This window comes from Pseudomonas shirazica, from assembly GCF_015168335.1.
Taxonomy (GTDB): domain Bacteria; phylum Pseudomonadota; class Gammaproteobacteria; order Pseudomonadales; family Pseudomonadaceae; genus Aquipseudomonas; species Aquipseudomonas asiatica.
In genome coordinates, this window is sequence record NZ_CP063456.1 from 3938971 (window position 1) to 3958557 (window position 19587).

At 63.9% G+C, this 19587-nt stretch carries 20 protein-coding genes; 10 read left to right on the plus strand and 10 right to left on the minus strand.

Annotation, left to right across the window (positions count from 1 at the left end; translation table 11 throughout):
- Window positions 1-127: 127 nt before the first annotated feature.
- From relA to IMX18_RS18215, 5 genes are all read right to left on the minus strand, one after another.
- On the minus strand, window positions 128-2368 hold the full coding sequence (gene relA / locus IMX18_RS18195) for a GTP diphosphokinase (protein ID WP_015269231.1): 2241 nt from the start codon (window positions 2366-2368) through the stop codon (window positions 128-130).
- Between the two features lie 96 nt (window positions 2369-2464).
- Window positions 2465-3823: a 23S rRNA (uracil(1939)-C(5))-methyltransferase RlmD gene (gene rlmD, locus IMX18_RS18200; RefSeq protein ID WP_015269230.1), complete on the minus strand. Its 1359-nt coding sequence runs from the start codon at window positions 3821-3823 to the stop codon at window positions 2465-2467.
- Entirely contained in the window at window positions 3824-4723 is a 900-nt protein-coding gene (cysM, locus tag IMX18_RS18205; protein WP_043936067.1) for a cysteine synthase CysM, read from the minus strand.
- Between the two features lie 203 nt (window positions 4724-4926).
- On the minus strand, window positions 4927-6309 hold the full coding sequence (locus tag IMX18_RS18210) for a sensor histidine kinase (RefSeq protein WP_015269228.1): 1383 nt from the start codon (window positions 6307-6309) through the stop codon (window positions 4927-4929).
- 3 nt (window positions 6310-6312) lie between these two features.
- Entirely contained in the window at window positions 6313-7032 is a 720-nt protein-coding gene (locus IMX18_RS18215) for a response regulator transcription factor (protein WP_015269227.1), read from the minus strand.
- Window positions 7033-7225: 193 nt separating this feature from the next.
- On the opposite strand from IMX18_RS18215, the gene IMX18_RS18220 reads away from it, so the two are divergent.
- The 4 genes from IMX18_RS18220 to IMX18_RS18235 all read left to right on the plus strand — a co-directional run bounded on the left by IMX18_RS18220 (window position 7226) and on the right by IMX18_RS18235 (window position 12010).
- Complete coding sequence (locus IMX18_RS18220) at window positions 7226-9982, plus strand: response regulator (protein ID WP_015269226.1); 2757 nt, start codon at window positions 7226-7228, stop codon at window positions 9980-9982.
- Window positions 9983-10150: 168 nt separating this feature from the next.
- On the plus strand, window positions 10151-11140 hold the full coding sequence (locus IMX18_RS18225; RefSeq protein ID WP_054573182.1) for a 2-hydroxyacid dehydrogenase: 990 nt from the start codon (window positions 10151-10153) through the stop codon (window positions 11138-11140).
- A 31-nt stretch (window positions 11141-11171) separates the two neighbouring features.
- Window positions 11172-11609, plus strand: a complete 438-nt coding sequence (locus IMX18_RS18230) for a hypothetical protein (RefSeq protein WP_004375491.1) — start codon at window positions 11172-11174, stop codon at window positions 11607-11609.
- On the plus strand, window positions 11606-12010 hold the full coding sequence (locus tag IMX18_RS18235) for an META domain-containing protein (RefSeq protein WP_004375489.1): 405 nt from the start codon (window positions 11606-11608) through the stop codon (window positions 12008-12010). The genes IMX18_RS18230 and IMX18_RS18235 overlap by 4 nt, the downstream gene beginning before the upstream one ends.
- 117 nt (window positions 12011-12127) lie before the next feature.
- Here the strand turns inward: IMX18_RS18235 and IMX18_RS18240 are convergent, their stop codons facing one another.
- On the minus strand, window positions 12128-12592 hold the full coding sequence (locus tag IMX18_RS18240; RefSeq protein WP_015269224.1) for a TlpA disulfide reductase family protein: 465 nt from the start codon (window positions 12590-12592) through the stop codon (window positions 12128-12130).
- Between the two features lie 85 nt (window positions 12593-12677).
- Between IMX18_RS18240 and arsC the strand changes: the two genes are divergently transcribed.
- From arsC to IMX18_RS18255, 3 genes are read left to right on the plus strand one after another with little or no spacing between them, the layout of a single operon-like run.
- The gene (gene arsC / locus IMX18_RS18245) at window positions 12678-13031 is read left to right on the plus strand and encodes an arsenate reductase (glutaredoxin) (protein ID WP_015269223.1); all 354 of its coding nucleotides are present in this window, start codon (window positions 12678-12680) and stop codon (window positions 13029-13031) included.
- Window positions 13028-13633 (plus strand): NAD(P)H:quinone oxidoreductase, encoded by a 606-nt coding sequence (wrbA, locus tag IMX18_RS18250; protein ID WP_015269222.1) that lies wholly within the window; start codon window positions 13028-13030, stop codon window positions 13631-13633. Before arsC ends, wrbA begins: the two co-directional genes overlap by 4 nt.
- Complete coding sequence (locus IMX18_RS18255; protein WP_015269221.1) at window positions 13626-14039, plus strand: DUF2069 domain-containing protein; 414 nt, start codon at window positions 13626-13628, stop codon at window positions 14037-14039. Before wrbA ends, IMX18_RS18255 begins: the two co-directional genes overlap by 8 nt.
- A gap of 132 nt (window positions 14040-14171) precedes the next feature.
- On the opposite strand, the gene IMX18_RS18260 is transcribed toward IMX18_RS18255, so the two are convergent.
- Both IMX18_RS18260 and ttcA read right to left on the minus strand, forming a co-directional pair.
- Window positions 14172-14843, minus strand: coding sequence for a DNA-3-methyladenine glycosylase I (locus tag IMX18_RS18260; RefSeq protein ID WP_085720702.1), 672 nt, complete (start codon window positions 14841-14843; stop codon window positions 14172-14174).
- A gap of 4 nt (window positions 14844-14847) precedes the next feature.
- Window positions 14848-15672 carry a tRNA 2-thiocytidine(32) synthetase TtcA gene (ttcA, locus tag IMX18_RS18265; RefSeq protein ID WP_012270926.1) on the minus strand — a complete coding sequence of 275 codons (825 nt, stop codon included), beginning with the start codon at window positions 15670-15672 and terminating at the stop codon, window positions 14848-14850.
- A 262-nt stretch (window positions 15673-15934) separates the two neighbouring features.
- On the opposite strand from ttcA, the gene IMX18_RS18270 reads away from it, so the two are divergent.
- Both IMX18_RS18270 and IMX18_RS18275 read left to right on the plus strand, forming a co-directional pair.
- Entirely contained in the window at window positions 15935-16534 is a 600-nt protein-coding gene (locus IMX18_RS18270) for a Yip1 family protein (RefSeq protein WP_003252385.1), read from the plus strand.
- Window positions 16535-16666: 132 nt separating this feature from the next.
- A complete protein-coding gene (locus tag IMX18_RS18275) occupies window positions 16667-17161 on the plus strand; it encodes a SprT family zinc-dependent metalloprotease (RefSeq protein ID WP_013971347.1) in 495 nt (164 codons plus the stop codon).
- A gap of 188 nt (window positions 17162-17349) precedes the next feature.
- On the opposite strand, the gene fpr is transcribed toward IMX18_RS18275, so the two are convergent.
- A complete protein-coding gene (gene fpr / locus IMX18_RS18280; RefSeq protein WP_004375483.1) occupies window positions 17350-18129 on the minus strand; it encodes a ferredoxin-NADP reductase in 780 nt (259 codons plus the stop codon).
- A 121-nt stretch (window positions 18130-18250) separates the two neighbouring features.
- Here fpr and finR point away from each other — a divergent pair, with 121 nt between their 5' ends.
- Window positions 18251-19177, plus strand: coding sequence for a LysR family transcriptional regulator FinR (gene finR / locus IMX18_RS18285; RefSeq protein ID WP_004375481.1), 927 nt, complete (start codon window positions 18251-18253; stop codon window positions 19175-19177).
- On the opposite strand, the gene IMX18_RS18290 is transcribed toward finR, so the two are convergent.
- On the minus strand, window positions 19174-19539 hold the full coding sequence (locus tag IMX18_RS18290) for a diacylglycerol kinase (protein ID WP_015269218.1): 366 nt from the start codon (window positions 19537-19539) through the stop codon (window positions 19174-19176). The genes finR and IMX18_RS18290 overlap by 4 nt on opposite strands.
- Window positions 19540-19587: the final 48 nt, after the last annotated feature.

Consider the following 19587-nt stretch of genomic DNA (forward strand, 5'->3'; position numbering starts at 1 on the left):
GGGGGCTTTGCCCCCGATCGACGGCAAGCAAGCTCCCACCGGTATTGCACAGGACTTGAGGCCTGCGGAGTACCGGTGGGAGCTGGCTTGCCGGCGATGGGCCGCACAGCGGCCCCAATCCAGATTATCAAGGTGTACGATTACGCCGCGTCTCGATGATGTTGGGCAACTGCGAGATCCGCCCCAGCAGGCGCCCCAGCGCATCCAGGCCTGGAATCTCGATGGTCAGCGACATCAGCGCGGTGTTGTCTTCCTTGTTCGAGCGGGTGTTCACCGCCAGCACGTTGATCTTTTCGTTCAGCAGCACTTGCGACACATCGCGCAGCAAGCCCGGGCGGTCGTAGGCACGGATGACGATGTCGACCGGGTAGGTCTGCACCGGGATCGGCCCCCAGCTTACCTGGATCATGCGCTCCGGTTCCTTGCCCGCCAACTGCAGCACCGAAGCGCAGTCCTGGCGGTGGATGCTCACACCGCGGCCCTGAGTGATGTAGCCGACGATGGCGTCGCCCGGCAGCGGCTGGCAGCAGCCGGCCATCTGCGTCAGCAGGTTGCCGACACCCTGGATCTGGATGTCGCCACGCTTGCCGGTACGCGGCCCGGTAGGCTTGCGCGGTACCAGTTCGATCTGCTCGATGCGCTCGGGCTCAAGCAGCTGCTGGGCGGCGTTGACCAGGTGCGCCAGGCGCAGGTCGCCGGCACCGAGCGAGGCGAACATGTCCTCGGCGGTCTTGACGTTGGTCTTCTCGGCCAGGCGCTCGAAATCCACCTGCGGCAGGCCCAGGCGGCTGAGCTCGCGTTCGAGCAAGGTCTTGCCGGCAGCGACGTTCTGGTCGCGTGCCTGCAGCTTGAACCAGTGCACGATCTTGGCCCGCGCCCGCGAGGTAGTGACGTAGCCCAGGTTGGAGTTCAACCAGTCACGGCTAGGATTGCCGTGCTTGCTGGTAATGATCTCGACCTGCTCGCCGGTCTGCAGGCTGTAGTTGAGCGGCACGATGCGCCCGTTGATCTTGGCGCCGCGGCAGTTGTGGCCGATTTCGGTGTGCACGCGGTAGGCGAAGTCCAGCGGCGTGGCACCCTTTGGCAAGTCGATGGCGTGGCCGTCCGGGGTAAACACATAGACCCGGTCCGGCTCGATGTCGACCCGCAGCTGCTCGGCCAGGCCACCGATGTCGCCCAGCTCTTCGTGCCACTCCAGCACCTGGCGCAGCCAGGAGATCTTCTCTTCGTAATGGTTGGAACTGGACTTGACGTCGGTGCCCTTGTAGCGCCAGTGGGCACATACCCCAAGCTCGGCTTCCTCGTGCATGCCGTGGGTACGGATCTGCACTTCCAGCACCTTGCCCTCGGGGCCGATCACCGCGGTGTGCAGCGAGCGATAGCCGTTCTCCTTGGGGTTGGCGATGTAATCGTCGAACTCCTTGGGGATATGCCGCCACAGGGTATGCACGATGCCCAACGCGGTGTAGCAGTCGCGAATTTCCGGCACCAGCACGCGTACCGCGCGCACGTCGTAGATCTGGCTGAATTCCAGGCCTTTGCGCTGCATCTTGCGCCAGATCGAATAGATATGTTTCGCCCGGCCGCTGATGTCGGCCTTGACGCCAGTGGCCAGCAGCTCGTTCTGCAGCTGGTTCATAACCTCGCTGATGAACCGCTCGCGGTCCAACCGGCGCTCGTGCAGCAGCTTGGCGATCTGTTTGTACTGGTCGGGTTCGAGGTAGCGGAAGGAAAGGTCTTCCAACTCCCACTTGATGTGGCCGATACCCAGGCGGTGCGCCAGCGGCGCATAGATATCGAACACCTCGCGCGCGACACGCAGGCGTTTCTCGTCGTCGGCGGCCTTGACCGCACGGATCGCGCAGGTGCGCTCGGCCAGCTTGATGAGCGCCACGCGCACGTCGTCGACCATGGCCACGAGCATCTTGCGCAGGTTCTCGACCTGCGCCTGCGAGCCCAGCACCAGCGATTGGCGCGGGCTGAGGCTGGCGCTGATGGCGGCCATGCGCAGCACACCGTCGATCAGCTTGGACACTACCGGGCCAAAGCGCTGGCTGACCTCGGCCAGGGTCACTTTGCCCTCGCGTACCGAGCGGTAGATGACCGCCGCCACCAGGGAATCCTGGTCGAGCTTGAGGTCGGCTAGGATTTCCGCGATCTCAAGGCCCGCCTGGAAGCTGGACGTACCGTCCGCCCAGGAATGCTTGGCCGGGTTGCCCTTTTTCTCGACTTCATGGGCAAACTCGCAGGCCTCTTTCAGCGCTGCGCGATCCAGTGCCGAATCGACGCTTACCACATGGTCCAACCATGCTTCGAGATTGATACTGCCGTCGGTGTTGACCGGCTGGTGCACTCTCACCTGTACCATCTTTGTTTTACCTTTCCATACAGCACACCACACGGGTGCGCTGGCGATCACCGTGCGGCCACCATTCCATGAAAGCCGCACCAAGGGGCCAGTCAGCTAGCCCGCTTCGAATAACGCCATGGCCTCGACATGCGCCGTCTGAGGAAACATGTCGAGAATCCCGGCCCTTTTTAACCGGTACCCCTGGCCGACCAGCACCTGCGCGTCTCGCGCCAGCGTGGCCGGGTTGCACGATACATAGACCAGCCTTCTGGCCTTGAGGCGGGCGATGCCTTGCACCACCTCGAAAGCACCGTCGCGCGGTGGATCCAAGAGTACCGCAGAAAAGCCCTCGGCGGCCCATCCGGCACCCGCCAAAGGCTGCGATAAATCGGCCTGAAAAAACCGTGCGTTATGCACATTGTTGTTCCGGGCATTGGCCGCGGCCCGATCGACCATGGCCTGCACTCCTTCCACTGCCACTACCTCGCGCGCCTGCCGGGCCAGTGGCAGGGCGAAGTTGCCCAGGCCGCAGAACAGGTCCAGCACACGCTCGTCGGCCTGCGGTGCGAGCCAGGCCAGGGCCTGCTCTATCATCGCCGTGTTGACCTGGGCATTCACCTGCACGAAGTCACCTGGGCGCCAGGCCAGTTCCAGCTGCCAGGGCGCCAAGGCAAAGCCCAACTGCGCGGCCGGGTCCACTGGCGCCGGCTCCCCTTCGCCCTGCAGCCACAACTGGGCATTGGCCTGTTCGCAGAACGCCTGCAGCCTGGCCAGGTCTTCAGCGGGCAACGGCGCGACATGGCGCACCAGCAGCGCCTCGGCAGTACCGCTGAACAGTTCTACATGGCCCAGCGCCTGCGGCTTGCTCAGCGAGCGCAGCACGGTCGGTAAATGGCGCAGAATCGACTGCAAGGGCTGTACCAGCACCGCGCAATCGTCGATGGCAATGACGTCCTGGCTGGCTTCGGCGCGGAAGCCGACCTCCAGTTGCCGCGCCTTTATGTCCCAGCGCACGGCCACGCGGGCGCGACGCCGGTAGCCGAACTCCGGCCCGCTCAGCGGTGCGGCCCATTCCTCGGGCTGCACGCCGGCCACCCGCTGCAGCTGCTCTGCCAGGGTGCGCTGCTTGAGCGCCAACTGCGCTTCGTGCGGCAGGTGCTGCAGGTTGCAGCCTCCGCAACGCTCGTAATACCGGCACGGTGCCTGACGGCGTTCGGTGCTGGCCTGCAGCAGGCGCTCCAGGCGGGCCTCGACCACTTTGCCACGGGCATTGAGCACCCGCGCCTCAACGGCCTCACCGGCCAGGGCGCCGCTGACGAACCAGGTGCGCCCTTCGTGGAAGGCAATGCCCCGGCCGTCACCGGCCAGGCGCTCGATTTCCAGGCGCTGCTTCTTGCCCACCGGGACCTGGGGGCTGCGGTTGCCGCCGGCCGGCTGGAAGCGCAGGCCGCTGTTGCTTTTCTTCTTGGACATTTAGCTCGGGTCGAACAGGCCGGTGGACAGGTAACGGTCGCCGCGGTCGCAGATGATCGCGACCATCGTGGCATTCTCCACCTCGCGGGACAGGCGCAGCATGGCCGCGACTGCACCACCGGAAGACACGCCGCAGAAAATGCCCTCTTCACGGGCAAGGCGGCGGGTGGTTTCCTCTGCTTCCTGCTGCGACATGTCGACCACGCGGTCGACACGGCTGGCGTCGAAGATTTTCGGCAGGTATTCCTCGGGCCAGCGGCGGATGCCCGGAATTGCCGAGCCTTCCATTGGTTGCAGGCCGATGATCTGCACCGCCGGGTTTTGTTCCTTGAGGTACTGCGAGCAGCCCATGATGGTACCGGTGGTACCCATGGAGCTGATGAAATGAGTGATGGTGCCTTGGGTCTGCTGCCAGATCTCGGGGCCGGTGCTGTTGTAGTGGGCGATGGGGTTGTCGCCGTTGGCGAACTGGTCCAGCACCAGGCCGCGGCCTTCGGCCTGCAGCTTCTCGGCCAGGTCACGGGCGCCCTCCATGCCCTCTTCCTTGGTCACCAGGATCAGCTCGGCGCCGTAGGCGGTCATGGCGGCCTTGCGTTCGGCGGTGGAGTTGTCGGGCATGATCAGGATCATCTTGTAGCCCTTGATCGCCGCAGCCATCGCCAGGGCGATGCCGGTGTTGCCGGAGGTGGCTTCGATCAGGGTATCGCCGGGCTTGATCTGGCCGCGCAGTTCGGCGCGGGTGATCATCGACAGTGCCGGGCGGTCCTTCACCGAGCCGGCGGGATTGTTACCTTCGAGCTTGAGCAGGAGGGTGTTGCTGGTTTCGCCAGCAATACGCTGCAGGCGAACCAGGGGCGTATTGCCGACGCAATCGGCGATGGTTGGGTACTGCAAGGTCATGGCGTATTTCACAATCCGGACGGCAGGGGTGCCTATCATACCGGCAAACCCTTCCTGGCCATATCACGCAATCTGTGATGTATATAGCTACAAGCTATATATCGGCGTGTATTGCGATGGGGCGCGCAGCGGCCCCGGCAATATATGCGGCGAAGCTGAAACCTTGGGGCCGCTGCGCGCCCCATCGCGACACAAGGCCGCTCCTACAGGGACCGCGTTAAACTCAAGCGCTGTGGTGAGGCCGGCACATGTAATGGCAAGCGCATCCACAACCGCAGCCCATACTTGCCATTCTGCGCCCACAAGGTGCCACCCTGGCGCTGGATGGCACTGCGGGCGATGCTCAGCCCCAGGCCGAAACCACCATCCCCGGGCCGCGAACCGTCCAGCCGTGAGAACGGTGCAAAGATCCGCTCCAGGTCTTCTTCAGCCACGCCACCGCCTTCGTCTTCCAGCCACAACCGCCAATACCCGCCTTCACGCTGCCCACCGAGGCGCACCACACCCTCGGCCGGCGAGTGACGAATGGCATTGCGCAACATGTTCTCCAGCGCCTGGGCCAGGTAGTTCAGGTTGCCCTGCACCCAGCAGTCCGCCGGCACTTCGCAGCGCAGCCGCGCCGGGGCCCAGCCGCTTTCGTAACTGGCATTCTCGGCCAGCAGCTCCCACAGCGCCTGCACCTCGATCGGCTCAAGGTTCATCGGCGCACGGTCGGCGTCCTGCCAGGCCAGTTGCAGGGTATCCTCGACCAGCTGCTGCATGCAGTCCACCTCCCGTGCCAGGCGTTCACGCAGGCGCTGCAGGTCGGTTTCACCATCGCAGGCCACCCGCAGCCGGCTGAGTGGCGTACGCATTTCGTGAGACAGATCACGCAGCAACTGCTGCTGCATGGCTACCGTGCCCTGCAGCCGCTCGGCCATCTGGTCGAAGGCACGGGCCAGTTCACCCAGCTCGTCATGCCGGGCGATGGTGCGTGAGTCGAGGCGAGCCGACAACTGGTCGGCGCGCCAGGCATTGGCCTGCTCGCGCAATTGGTTCAACGGCACGATCAGCATGCGATAAAGGCCAACGCACAACAGCAGGGTGAACAGACCCGGGATGATGCCGTTGGTGATGATACGCCACAGCATCCGGTACTGGCCGGGGTTGAAGCGCTGCGGCAGTTCGATCACCAACATGCCCTGCTCCGGTGCCCCCGGGAACGGTATGCGCAACCACGGCTGGTCGACACTGCGCCGGCTCATCGGCCAGTCGACACCGCGCAGGCGGGTCAACCGCTGCATGATCTGCGGGTCGAGGCTGGCGCTGTCGAGCGGCCGCAGGTTCAGGTCGAGCACGCCGACCCAGCCGCGTTCGCGCTGGTGCATCGTCGCCACCCAGCGGTCCAGCCCTGCCCGCCCACCACTGCGCCATGCCTGCTCGGCCTCGGCGGCATAGCCACGCAAAGCCTGCCGCGCCGGCTCCGAAAGGAAGGCGTTCTGGGTCTCCATGTGCCGGCCCCAGGTGTAACTGAGGCCGATCATCAGCAGGCAGAAGCCCACCAGCAGGATCGCCAGCTTCCAGAACAGCGAATGGCGGTCGAGCATGGGTTACTCCGCCTCGCTGGCGCTGAGCACGTAGCCCTTGCCCCACACGGTACGGATCTGCCGTTCGTGATAGCCGATGCCCTTGAGCTTGCGGCGTATCTGGCTGACGTGCATGTCCAGGCTGCGGTCATGCCGCGAATAGCCTCGCTGCAGTACTTGCTGGTAAAGGAATGGCTTGCTCAGCACTTCGTCGAGGTTGCGGTTGAGAATGTCGAGCAGGCGGTATTCGCTGGGTGTCAGGCCGGCCAGGCGGCCATCCAGGCGCACGTCGCACAGCGCCTCGTCGTATTGCAACTCGCCACTGCCGTCCTGCACCTGCGGAGTTTGATGGCGCCGCTCGAGGGCCACACGGCGCAGGATAGCCTCGATGCGCACCCGCAGCTCTGCCATGCTGAACGGCTTGGGCAGGTAGTCGTCGGCACCACGCTGGAAGCCGCTGATGCGGTCGGCTTCGGCACCTAGCGCCGACATCAGGATCACCGGCGTGGCGCTGCGCTTGCGCAACTGCGCCAGGGCATCCAGGCCGTTTAGCCCGGGCAGCAGGATGTCCATGAGCACCACGTCGAAAGCATGGCGCCCCGCCGTTTCCAGGCCCTCCAGGCCATTGCGGCACCAGGTCACCTGGAAGCCGCCGCGCTGCAGCTCTTCGTGCAGATAGGCACCGAGGACCGGATCATCCTCGATGGCGAGGATATTGGAGTTGTGAATAGCTACAGGATTCATTGGCAACTGCCATGCATTCTCAATTGCGTGATTATTGAGTATCCAGCGCCTGCCAGGCAACCGCCCTGCGACCAATGCCGCTGCAAGGGCACAAAACACGTACTAAAGAGGTGCAATAGCACGGCAGGCGGAGTAACTTCCCGGCTTGGCCGTCATCGCTTGACGGTGTCCAGGCACATGACAGGAGGCAAGTGTGCTCGATCGCTTGGGAATTCGCAGCCGGGTCCTGCTGCTGGCCCTGCTGCCGGCCGGCCTGATGGCATTGGTGCTGGGTAGCTACTTCACCTGGCTGCAACAGAACGACCTGCGCACCCAGCTGCTGCAACGCGGCAAGATGATCGCCGAGCAACTGGCGCCGTTGGCCGCGCCCGCCATGGCCAAGCTGGCACCGGCACAACTTGAGCGCATTGCCGCACAAACACTGGAGCAGGCCGATGTGCGCGCAGTCGCCTTCCTGGCCCCGGACCGCACGCGCCTGGCCCATGCCGGCCCGAGCATGCTAAACCAGCCGCCCAGCGGCGGCACCGGCACCCAACTGCTGCAACGCAGCGGCAATGACGCCACCCGCTATCTGATGCCAGTGTTCGGCCACCACCGCGACCTGGCCACCGATGCCGTGCCGACCGAAGCCGAACGCCTGCTGGGCTGGGTCGAGATCGAGCTGTCCCACGACGGCACCCTGCTGCGCGGCTACCGCAACCTGTTCACCAGCCTGTTGCTGATTCTCGCCTGCCTGGTGCTCAGCGGCCTGCTGGCACTGCGCATGAGCCGCACCATCAACGACCCGATCAAGCGCATCAAGCATGCGGTCAACCAGCTCAAGGACGGCCACCTCGAGGAGCGCCTGCCGGCCATGGGCAGCCACGAGCTTGACGAGCTGGCGCGCGGCATCAACCGTATGGCCGAAACCTTGCACAACGCCCACGAAGAGCTGCAGCACAGCATCGACCAGGCCACCGAGGACGTACGCCAGAACCTGGAAACCATCGAGATCCAGAACATCGAGCTGGACATGGCGCGCAAGGAAGCCTTGGAGGCCAGCCGCATCAAGTCGGAATTCCTGGCCAACATGAGCCACGAAATCCGCACCCCGCTCAACGGCATCCTCGGTTTCACCCACCTGCTGCAAAAAAGCGAGCTGACACCGCGCCAGCTCGACTACCTGAGCACCATCGAGAAGTCTGCCGACAACCTGCTCGGGATCATCAACGAGATCCTCGACTTCTCCAAGATCGAGGCCGGCAAGCTGGTGCTCGACAGCATCCCCTTCAACCTGCGCGACCTGATCCAGGACACCCTGACCATCCTCGCCCCGGCCGCCCACGCCAAGCAGCTGGAACTGCTCAGCCTGATCTACCGCGATACCCCGTCGTCGCTGATCGGCGACCCGTTGCGGCTCAAGCAGATCCTTACCAACCTGGTCAGCAACGCAATCAAGTTCACCCGCGAGGGCACCATCGTCGTACGCGCCATGCTCGAAGATGAGCACGAGGACAGTGCGCAGCTGCGCATCAGCGTGCAGGACACCGGCATCGGCTTGTCGCCGCAGGATGTGCGTACGCTGTTCCAGGCCTTCAGCCAGGCCGACAACTCGCTGGCCCGCCAGCCTGGCGGCACCGGCCTGGGGCTGGTGATTTCCAAGCGCCTGATCGAACAGATGGGCGGCGAAATCGGCGTCGACAGCACCCCGGGCGAGGGCTCGCAGTTCTGGATCAGCCTCAACCTGCCCAAGGCCCACGATGGTGTCGAGGAGCTGCCGCTGCAACCGCTGCTGGGCCGCCGCGCAGCCATCGTCGATGGCCACGAACTGGCGCGCCAGGCGTTGGAGCACCAGCTGGAAGACTGCGGCCTCAGCGTCAGCCTGTTCGCCTCCTTCGACCAACTGCTGCAGGGCGTGCAAGCCGCCAGCCAGGCCGGCCTGCCGTTCGAGTTCGCCGTGCTCGGGGCCAACCTTGGCAACCTGTCGCCCGAGCAGTTGGGCCATTACCATCAGCAGCTCGAGCGCTACCATTGCCAGTGCGTGGTGCTGTGCCCGACCACCGAGCAGGCGCTGTACCACCCGTACCTGCCCAACGGCCATGGCCAGTTGCTGTCCAAGCCGACCTGCACGCGCAAACTGCGCCGCCTGTTGCTGGAACTGGTACAACCACGCCGCCCGCAGGGCGAGGTGAACAGCATCAACGGCCAGCGTCAGCCGAAGATCCTCTGCGTCGACGACAACCCCGCCAACCTGCTGCTGGTGCAGACCCTGCTCGAAGACCTGGGCGCCGAGGTGCTGGCCGTCGACAACGGCTATGCGGCAGTACAGGCGGTACAGGACGAACCGTTCGACCTGGTGCTGATGGACGTGCAGATGCCCGGCATGGACGGCCGCGCCTGTACCGAGCAGATCCGCCTGTGGGAAAACACCCAAAGTGGCAACCCGTTGCCGATCGTCGCCCTCACCGCCCACGCCATGGCCAACGAGAAACGCGCGTTGCTGCACGGAGGCATGGACGACTACCTGACCAAGCCGATCAGCGAACGGCAGCTGGCCCAGGTGGTAATGAAATGGACCGGCCTGAGCCTGGGTGCGCCAGAGCAGGAACGCCTGGCCGAGCAACTGGCCAACGGTGATGACCTGAAGGTGCTGGACCCTGAGGAAGGCCTGCGCCTGGCCGCCGGCAAAGCGGACCTGGCGGCCGATATGCTGAGCATGCTGCTGAGCTCGCTGGAAGCCGACCGCGAAGCCATACGTGCCGCCCGCGAGGCCGACGACCGCAACCGCCTGATCGAACAGGTGCACCGCCTGAACGGCGCCTCGCGTTATTGCGGCGTACCGCAGTTGCGGGCCGCGTGCCAGCGCAGCGAAACCTTGCTCAAGCAGGAAAACCCGCTGGCACAACTGGCACTGGACGAACTGGATGCGGCGATCAACCGCCTGGCGGCGCAGGCCAGATTGAGCGCCTGACCTCACCGGCCCTATCGCCGGCAAGCCAGCTCCCACAGGAAATCACTGCTCTTGAAGGCTGTGTTGTACCTGTGGGAGCTGGCTTGCCGGCGATAGAGCCGGTCCAGGTCAACACCCCTTTCAACCCGCTGGCTACAATCCCCAGACCACTGCAAAGGAAGCCCCACCATGCGCGCCCTGTTGTTCAGCAGCCAGCACTACGACCAGGAAAGCTTCACCCGTGCCGCCAGCGGCACCACCCTGGACCTGCACTTCCAGCCCGCCCGCCTGACCCTCGACACCGCTGCCCTGGCCGATGGCTACGAGGTGGTCTGCGCCTTCATCAATGACGAGCTCGACGCCCAGGTGCTGCAGCGCCTGGCCGCAGGCGGCACGCGCCTGGTCGCCCTGCGCTCGGCCGGCTACAACCATGTCGACCTGGCCGCCGCCCAGCGCCTGGGCCTGACCGTAGTGCGAGTGCCGGCCTACTCGCCGCACGCCGTGGCCGAACACGCCGTGGCGCTGATCCTGGCCCTGAACCGGCGCCTGCACCGGGCCTACAACCGCACCCGCGAGGGTGACTTCACCCTGCACGGGCTGACCGGCTTCGACCTGCACGGCAAGACCGTCGGCGTGGTCGGTACCGGCCAGATCGGCACAGCCTTTGCTCGCATCATGGCTGGTTTCGGCTGCCAGTTACTGGCTTATGACCCCTACCCCAACCCCGAGTTGCTGGCCTTGGGCGCGCGCTACCTGCCATTGCCCGAGTTGCTGCGCGAATCCCGCGTCATCAGCCTGCACTGCCCGTTGACCGAGCACACCCGGCACCTGATCAATGCACAAAGCCTGGCCCAGTTGCAGCCCGGCGCCATGTTGATCAACACCGGCCGCGGGGCGCTGGTCGACACCCCGGCGCTTATTGATGCGCTGAAGAGCGGCCAGCTCGGCTACCTCGGCCTGGACGTATACGAAGAAGAAGCCCAGCTGTTCTTCGAGGACCGCTCCGACCTGCCGCTGCAGGACGACGTGCTGGCCCGTCTGCTGACCTTCCCCAACGTGATCATCACTGCCCACCAGGCGTTCCTTACCCGCGAGGCACTGGATGCCATCGCCGCGACCACGCTGGACAACATCAACCGCTGGGCGGCAGGCAATCCACAGAATCTGGTGATGGGTTAGTGCTAGGATACGCGGCATTTCTGGAGGACCCATGGTCGAGCACGATTTCCGCTACACCCTTTTCAACCCGCAACATACCCTGATCGAGTGCCGCGCCCTGGTGCCGGGCCGCTACCAGGTCACCGGCAACGGCGGCTCGATGCACAAAGGCGACACCCTGCTGGTCACCCTCAAGGGCAGCAAGGACTTGTCCATGCGCCTGACAGTGGAGAGCGTGCGCCACCTGATCAACCCGCGCGGCCAGTGGGTTGCCGTGGCCAGCGGCCCGGTGTTCAACGAGCTGGAAATCCTCACCTGGCAGGTCGCGTGCGACAGCTGCGACGCCGTGCTGGACTTCGAGTTCGCGGTGGACGCCAAGCTGGGCAAGAAAGCCCGCCAGCCTGCCGCCAGCGCGCGCGTTGCCGAGCTGGGCTGGGCCAGCCGTGGCGAAAAACACTTGTGCCCGCGTTGCCAGGAGAGCGCCGAGTGAAAAATCTGCTGACCGGCGTGCTGATTGCCACCGGCCTGCTCGGCTGCGCCGCAGAACCTTCCAAGCTGCAGCAGGAGCGCAGCTATGTGCTGGAGTGGATTGGCGAACGGCCGCTGATCGACTACAGCCACCTGACCCTGACCTTGGCCAGCGATGGCCGTGCCTATGGCAATGGCGGCTGCAACCACTGGTTCGCGCCATACACACTGGACGGCGAGCACCTCAGCTTCGGCAAGGTCGGCAAGACCCGTAAGCTCTGTGCGCCGGCGTTGATGGAACAGGAAAAACGCTTCCTGCAGGCGCTGGAAACAGTGCAGCGCTGGGATGTGTCGCCTATCGAGCAGATGCGTTTCTGGCCGGCCGAAGGCAAGCCGCTGCGCTTCTGGCCTGAGGAAGGCTGAATATTGCCGGGGCCGCTTTGCGGCCCATCGCGGCACAAGGCCGCTCCTACATGGGATGCGATCTCCTGTAGGAGCGGCCTTGTGTCGCGATGGGCTGCAAAGCAGCCCCAAAATGCATCAGGCGCCCTTCAGCGCCTTGATCTTGGCCTGCAGCCCTTCCAGGGTCTGCTCGCCCATAAGTTGCTCCCGCACCTTGCCCTTGTCATCGATGATGTAGGTCACCGGCAATGCCTCGCTACGTGGCAGGTCATAGCGCTCGGCCGGGTCCTGCGCCAATACGGTGAAAGCGATCCCCAGGGTTTCGGCAGCCTGCTTCAGCTCCTGCCCTTGCAAGCCATCGAAGTTCACCCCCACCACCTTGATACCATCGGCCGCCCACTGCTTGGCTGCCGCGTTCAGTTCAGGGATTTCGGTACGGCACGGCCCGCACCATTCGGCCCAGTAGTTGAGCACCAGCCAGTGCCCGTCGATCTGTTCGGCCTTAACCGTATTACCGTGTTGGTCCACGCCATAATCGGCACCGCAACCACCGAGCAACAGGCTCGCGGTGATGGCCAGTACTGCTGCCAGACGCCTTGCCATGGGTCAATCCTTCTCGAGTTTTAAAGCAAATTGGTCAGTCGCTGCGGTTAGAATAGCCGCCACACCCTGCTGGATGCGACCCGACATGACCGACCTCACGCTCTATCATAACCCGCGCTGCTCGAAATCCCGCGGCGCCCTGGAACTGCTCGAAGCTCGCGGCTTGGCGCCGACCATCGTGCGCTACCTCGAGAACCCGCCCGACGCGGCCACCCTGACGGCTCTGCTCGGCAAGCTGGGCATCGCCCCGCGCCAGCTGCTTCGTACCGGCGAGGACGAGTACAAGGAGCTGAACCTGGCCGACCCGTCGCTTACCGACGCGCAACTGATCGACGCCATGGCCCGGCACCCCAAGCTGATCGAGCGGCCGATCTTCATCGCTGGCGACAAGGCCGTGGTCGGCCGACCACCCGAGAAAGTACTGGAGATCCTGCCGTGAGCGAGCCCTACATCCTGGTGCTGTATTACAGCCGCCATGGTTCGACCAGCGAGATGGCCCGGCACATCGCCCGCGGCATCGAGCTGGCCGGCATGGAAGCCCGCCTGCGCACGGTACCGGCGATTTCCACCGAGTGCGAAGCAGTGGCCCCGGACATCCCGGCCAACGGTGCGCTGTACGCCACCCTGGACGACCTGCGCCACTGCGCCGGCCTGGTACTGGGCAGCCCGACCCGCTTCGGCAACATGGCGGCGCCGCTCAAGTACTTCCTGGATGGCACCAGCAGCCTGTGGCTGGGCGGTGAACTGGTCGGCAAGCCGGCAGGCGTGTTCACCTCTACCGCCAGCCTGCACGGCGGGCAGGAAACCACTCTGCTGTCGATGATGCTGCCGCTGATGCACCACGGCATGCTGGTGATGGGCCTGCCGTACAGCGAATCGGCATTGCTCGAAACCCGTGGCGGCGGCACCCCGTATGGCGCCAGCCATCATGCTGGTGCCGATGGCAAGCGCGAGCTCGACCAGCACGAGATAGCCCTGTGCCGCGCCCTTGGCCAACGCCTGGCGACCACTGCAAAGGCCCTGGAGGCTGCACGTGGCTAAGAAGCCCAAGGTATTGCCGCCGCTTGAGTGGCTGGCGCCTCGCCTGCGCCTGACGCGGGCGCTGAGCCTGGCATTCTTCTTCGGCCTGATCGCCCTGCTGGTGGCGAACAACCTGTGGTTCGCCAACCTGCACGGGGCGCGGGTCGAGGTGATCCTGGCGATCGAACTGGTGCCGTTGCTGCTGTTGCTGCCGGGCATGCTGACAGGCAGCGCCCGGGCACATGCCTGGACCTGCTTCGTGGTGAATATCTATTTCATCAAGGGCGTGCTGGCGGCGTTCGACCCGGCGCGTGCGGTATTTGGCTGGGTTGAAGTACTGGTGAGCCTGGGGCTGTTCATTGCCGGGCTGCTGTATGTGCGCTGGAAGTTCCAGCACGAGCGGCGCATGGCAGGCGAAGGCAGTTGATATCCGGGGGCCGCTTTGCGGCCCAATCGCCGGCAAGCCAGCTCCCACAGGTACAGCGCAAGGCTTGAGACCTGTGCTGTACCTGTGGGAGCTGGCTTGCCGGCGATTGGGCTGCAAAGCAGCCCCAAAATCTCAATGGTTGACGGTATGCGCCAGCATCACCGACAACTGGCACAGCGGCCGCCCACTCTCGGCATGCCACTGGTTGAACGCCTGCTGCACCAAGGCCAGGTCCCGCTGGCTGGTCGGCGGCTTGTCGACCACCTTCTGCGCAATCAACGCCGCAACCATGTCATCGGTAGGGATGAACGTGTCCTTGCCGACCATGCGCAGGAAGCGCGGTGCCGACAACCCGCCCAGCTGGTTGCCGTGTTTGGCCAGGTATTTCCACAAACCGACGATGTCGGTCACCGGCCAGTCGGCGATGAAGGCGCCGAAACTGCCCTTCTCCTTGGCCACGTCAAGAACCATCTGCGCATTGCGCGGCACGCTCTTGAGCTTGCCCAGGTGGCGGATGATGCGCTCGTCGTGCATCAGCCGCTCGAGGTGCTCGGCGCCCATCAATACCACCTTCTCCGGGTCGAAGCCGAAGAACACCTGCTCGAACGCCGGCCACTTGGCATCCACCAGGCTGTGCTTGAGCCCGGCGCGGAACACGCGCAGGGCCAAGGTCGACAGGTAGCGGTCGTCACTGATATCACGCAGTTGTGCGGGTGTGCGCGGCTGCGGCAGGAAGGCCTCCAGGGCCTGGGCCGAGCCGAAGCGGTTCAGGCAGTACTCGTGCAACCACTGGTAATCGCGCATGGGCTCAGATGTTCAGCACGTCAAGGAAACGTGGGGTGGCGTTCTCGTCGATCTTCAGGCTGGTGAAGTCGAACAGGTTGCGGTCGGCCAACTGCGACGGTGCCACGTTCTGCAGGGCGCGGAAGATGCTCTCGGTACGCCCCGGGTGCTTGCGCTCCCACTCCACCAGCATGTCCTTGACCACCTGGCGCTGCAGGTTTTCCTGCGAACCGCACAGGTTGCACGGGATGATCGGGAATTCCTTCATGTCCGAGTAGGCCTGGATATCCTTCTCGCTGCAGTAGGCCAGCGGGCGGATCACCACGTTGCGGCCATCGTCGGCGCGCAGCTTCGGCGGCATGCCCTTGAGCGCACCGTTGAAGAACATGTTGAGGAAGAAGGTTTCGACGATATCGTCGCGGTGGTGCCCCAGCGCCATCTTGGTCGCGCCGATTTCGTCGGCAAAGGTGTACAGGGTGCCACGGCGCAGGCGCGAACACAGCGAGCAGGTGGTCTTGCCCTCGGGGACAAGCTCCTTGACCACCGAATAGGTGTCCTTCTCGACAATGTGGTACTCGACGCCCAGTTCCTTCAGGTAGGCCGGCAGCACATGCTCGGGGAACCCCGGCTGCTTCTGGTCCATGTTCACCGCGACGATCTCGAACTTGATCGGTGCCACCTTCTGCAGGTGCAACAGAACGTCGAGCATGGTGTAGCTGTCCTTGCCGCCGGACAGGCAGACCATGACCTTGTCGCCATCCTCGATCATGTTGTAGTCGGTGATGGCTTCGCCGGCGAGACGACGCAGGCGTTTTTGCAGTTTGTTCTGGTTGACCGAGAGGGTGCCCATAGCGCTTGGATCCGCGAGGTGTGACAAAAGCCGGCTATTTTACGCACAAACGCGGCGGCGCTGTAGGCATTCCGATAAAGACTTCATTGTAATCAACAGCGCGTCTTACAGCGCAATTTGCTCTAAAAAGCACGGTTTATGCGGGTAACGGCTTCCTATACTGCGACATAAGGCCACATTACCGCTTGCTTCGGTGTTCGGGCCTAGGGCCGCTTGCGCTCCATCTGGGGGGCGTTTGGCAACATTGAGAGGAGTGATCGGCATGATTCATCACGTTGTGGGGCTGTTTACCCATCCCGACCAGGAATGGCGGGAAATTCGTGGCGAAGAAGAAACCATCAGCCACATGTACCTGACGCACACCCTGATCCTGGCTGCGATCCCCGCCGTTTCGGCATTCATCGGTACAACCCAGGTCGGCTGGGTGATCGGCGACCGGCCAGCGGTGATGCTGACAATGGAAAGCGCCATCTGGATGAGCATCATGTCGTACCTGGCGATGCTTGCCGGGGTGGCGGTAATGGGGGCGTTCATCCACTGGATGGCCCGTACCTACGATGCCAACCCGTCCATGGCACAGTGCATCGCCTTTGCCACCTACACCGCCACACCGTTGTTCATCGGCGGCCTGGCGGCGCTGTACCCGCACCTGTGGCTGGGCATGCTGATCGGCACGGCCGCCATCTGCTACACGGTGTACCTGTTGTACGTCGGTTTGCCGACGTTCATGAACATACCGTCCGACGAAGGCTTCCTGTTCTCCAGCTCGGTGCTGGCGGTAGGCCTTGTGGTACTGGTGGCGATCATGGCCGCCACGGTGATCATCTGGGGACTGGGCGTGGGGCCCGTCTACACCAACTAGAACAGACTCGACCAACACTGGGGCATCAAACCTGGGGCCGCCGCAAGGCGGCCTCTGGCTGTGCGCTGACCGGTGGCTCGGCAGGTTGCCCGGGGTTGCGGCATAATGTCCGGTCAGGAGAACCACCCCGCCATGCCCGAGCTGCTCAGACAACGCGTCGAAACCTGTTACCAGCAAGCTGAAACCTTCTTCAAACGCCCCTTCCCACGCCCGGAAATCAGCTTCAAGCTGCGCGGGCAAAAAGCCGGCGTCGCCCACCTGCACGAGAACCTGCTGCGCTTCAACCTGCAGCTTTACCGCGAAAACCAGGAAGACTTCCTGCGCCAGACCGTGGCCCATGAGGTGGCGCACCTGGTGGCACACCATCTGTTCGGCGACCGCATCCAGGCCCATGGCGAAGAGTGGCAGCTGATCATGCGCGGGGTGTATGAACTGCCGCCCAACCGTTGCCACAACTACGAAGTGCAAAGGCGCGTGGTGACCCGCTACATCTACCGCTGCCCCTGCCCGCAGAGCGACTTCCCGTTTACCGCGCAGCGGCACAAGCTGGTGCGCCAAGGGCGGCGCTACCTGTGCAAGCGGTGTCGGGAGATATTGGTGTATAGCGGCGAGACGCGCGTGGAATAGATTGGGGTTTGCCTGCACTGGCCTCATCGCCGGCAAGCCAGCTCCCACAGGTTCGGCACAGGTTTCAAATGTTGTGGGACTCCTGTGGGAGCTGGCTTGCCGGCGATAGGGCCGGTACAGGCGATATATGAATCACAGGCACAAGAAAGGCGACCCGGGGGTCGCCTTCTTTTGCATCAGCCTGCGCCTTACTTCTCGACGAAGGCACGCTCGATCAGGTAGTCACCCGGCTCGCGCATGCGCGGGGAGATCTTCAGACCGAAGCTGTCCAGCACTTCGCTGGTTTCGTCGAGCATGCTCGGGCTGCCGCAGATCATCGCGCGGTCGTCCTGCGGGTTGATCGGTGGCAGGCCGATGTCGCTGAACAGCTTGCCGCTGCGCATCAGGTCGGTCAGGCGGCCCTGATTCTCGAACGGTTCACGGGTCACGGTCGGGTAGTAGATCAGCTTGTCGCGAACCGACTCACCGAAGAACTCGTTCTGCGGCAGGTGCTCGGTGATGAACTCGCGGTAGGCCACTTCGTTCACGTAGCGCACGCCGTGCACCAGGATCACTTTCTCGAAGCGCTCGTAGGTTTCCGGGTCCTGGATGACACTCATGAACGGTGCCAGGCCAGTGCCGGTGCTCAGCAGGTACAAGTGCTTGCCCGGGTTCAGGTCGTCGAGTACGAGGGTACCGGTAGGCTTCTTGCTGATGATGATCTCGTCGCCTTCCTTCAGGTGCTGCAGCTGCGAGGTCAGCGGACCGTCCGGCACCTTGATGCTGAAGAACTCCAGATGCTCTTCCCAGTTCGGCGAGGCGATGGAATAGGCGCGCATGAGCGGACGGCCGCTTTCTTGTTGCAGGCCGATCATCACGAACTGACCGTTCTCGAAGCGCAGGCCCGGGTCGCGGGTGCACTTGAAGCTGAACAGGGTGTCGTTCCAGTGGTGCACACTGAGGACACGTTCGTGGTTCATGTTGCTCATTTAATGGGGCTCCTGAAGAAAGACGCGGCGCGCGCAAGACGCGCAGTTGCGCGATAGTTTAGGGGCAGCGACAATATCTGTTAACTGGATTATCAAGATATGTGTTATCGGTTATATCGATATGCGATTTACACTTCGTCAACTGCAAGTCTTCGTTGCCGTGGCCCAGCACCAGAGCGTTTCGCGCGCCGCCAGTGTGCTGGCCTTGTCGCAGTCGGCCGCCAGCACCTCGATCACCGAGCTTGAGCGACAGTCCAGCTGCCAGCTGTTCGACCGCGCCGGCAAGCGCCTGAGCCTCAACGCCCTGGGCCAGCAACTGTTGCCGCAGGCAGTGGCCCTGCTCGACCAGGCCAAGGAAATCGAAGACCTGCTCAACGGCAAGTCCGGTTTCGGCTCGCTGGCAGTCGGCGCCACGCTGACCATCGGCAACTACCTGGCCACCCTGTTGATCGGCAGCTTCATGCAGGTGCACCCGGAAAGCCAGGTGAAGCTGCATGTGCAGAACACTGCGCATATCGTGCAACAGGTGGCGCATTACGAAATTGATCTGGGTCTGATCGAAGGCGATTGCAACCACCCGGACCTGGAAGTGCAGCCCTGGGTCGAGGACGAACTTGTGGTGTTCTGCGCGCCTCAGCATCCGCTGGCCAAACTGGGGCGCGCCGATGTACAGACCTTGTCCCAGGAGGCGTGGATCCTGCGCGAACAGGGCTCAGGCACGCGCCTGACCTTCGACCAGGCCATGCGCCACCACCGCACCAACCTCAACATCCGCCTGGAGCTGGAACACACCGAAGCCATCAAGCGCGCGGTGGAGTCGGGCCTGGGCATCGGCTGCATCTCGCGCCTTGCCCTGCGTGACGCCTTCCGCCGCGGCAGCCTGGTAGCGGTGGAAACCCCGGAGCTGGACCTGATGCGCCAGTTCTACTTCATCTGGCACAAACAGAAGTACCAGACCTCGGCCATGCGCGAATTTCTCGAACTGTGCCGCAACTTCACCGCGGGTTTCACACGCAGTGACGAGATCGTGTTGCCACCGATCGCTTAAAGCAGGATCACACCCCACACCAGCGCCACCATGGTCAGTGCCACCAGCTGCGCGGCGCTGCCCATGTCCTTGGCGTTTTTCGACAGCGGGTGGCGCTCCAGCGAAATGCGGTCGATGGCTGCTTCCACCGCCGAATTGAACAGTTCGACGATCAAGCCCAACAGGCACACGGCGATCATGATCGCCCGCTCCGCACGGCTGACCGGCAGCCAGAAGGCGATCGGGACCAACAGCACGTTGAGCAGCACCAGCTGGCGGAACGCGGCCTCGCCCTTGAAGGCGGCGCGCAGGCCGTCCAGCGAATAGCCGGCGGCGTTGAGGATACGTTTGAGGCCGGTCTGGCCCTTGAATGGCGATGTCATGTGAGTCACTTCACAACGGAAAGGCCAGCAGACTAGACCGGCACGGGT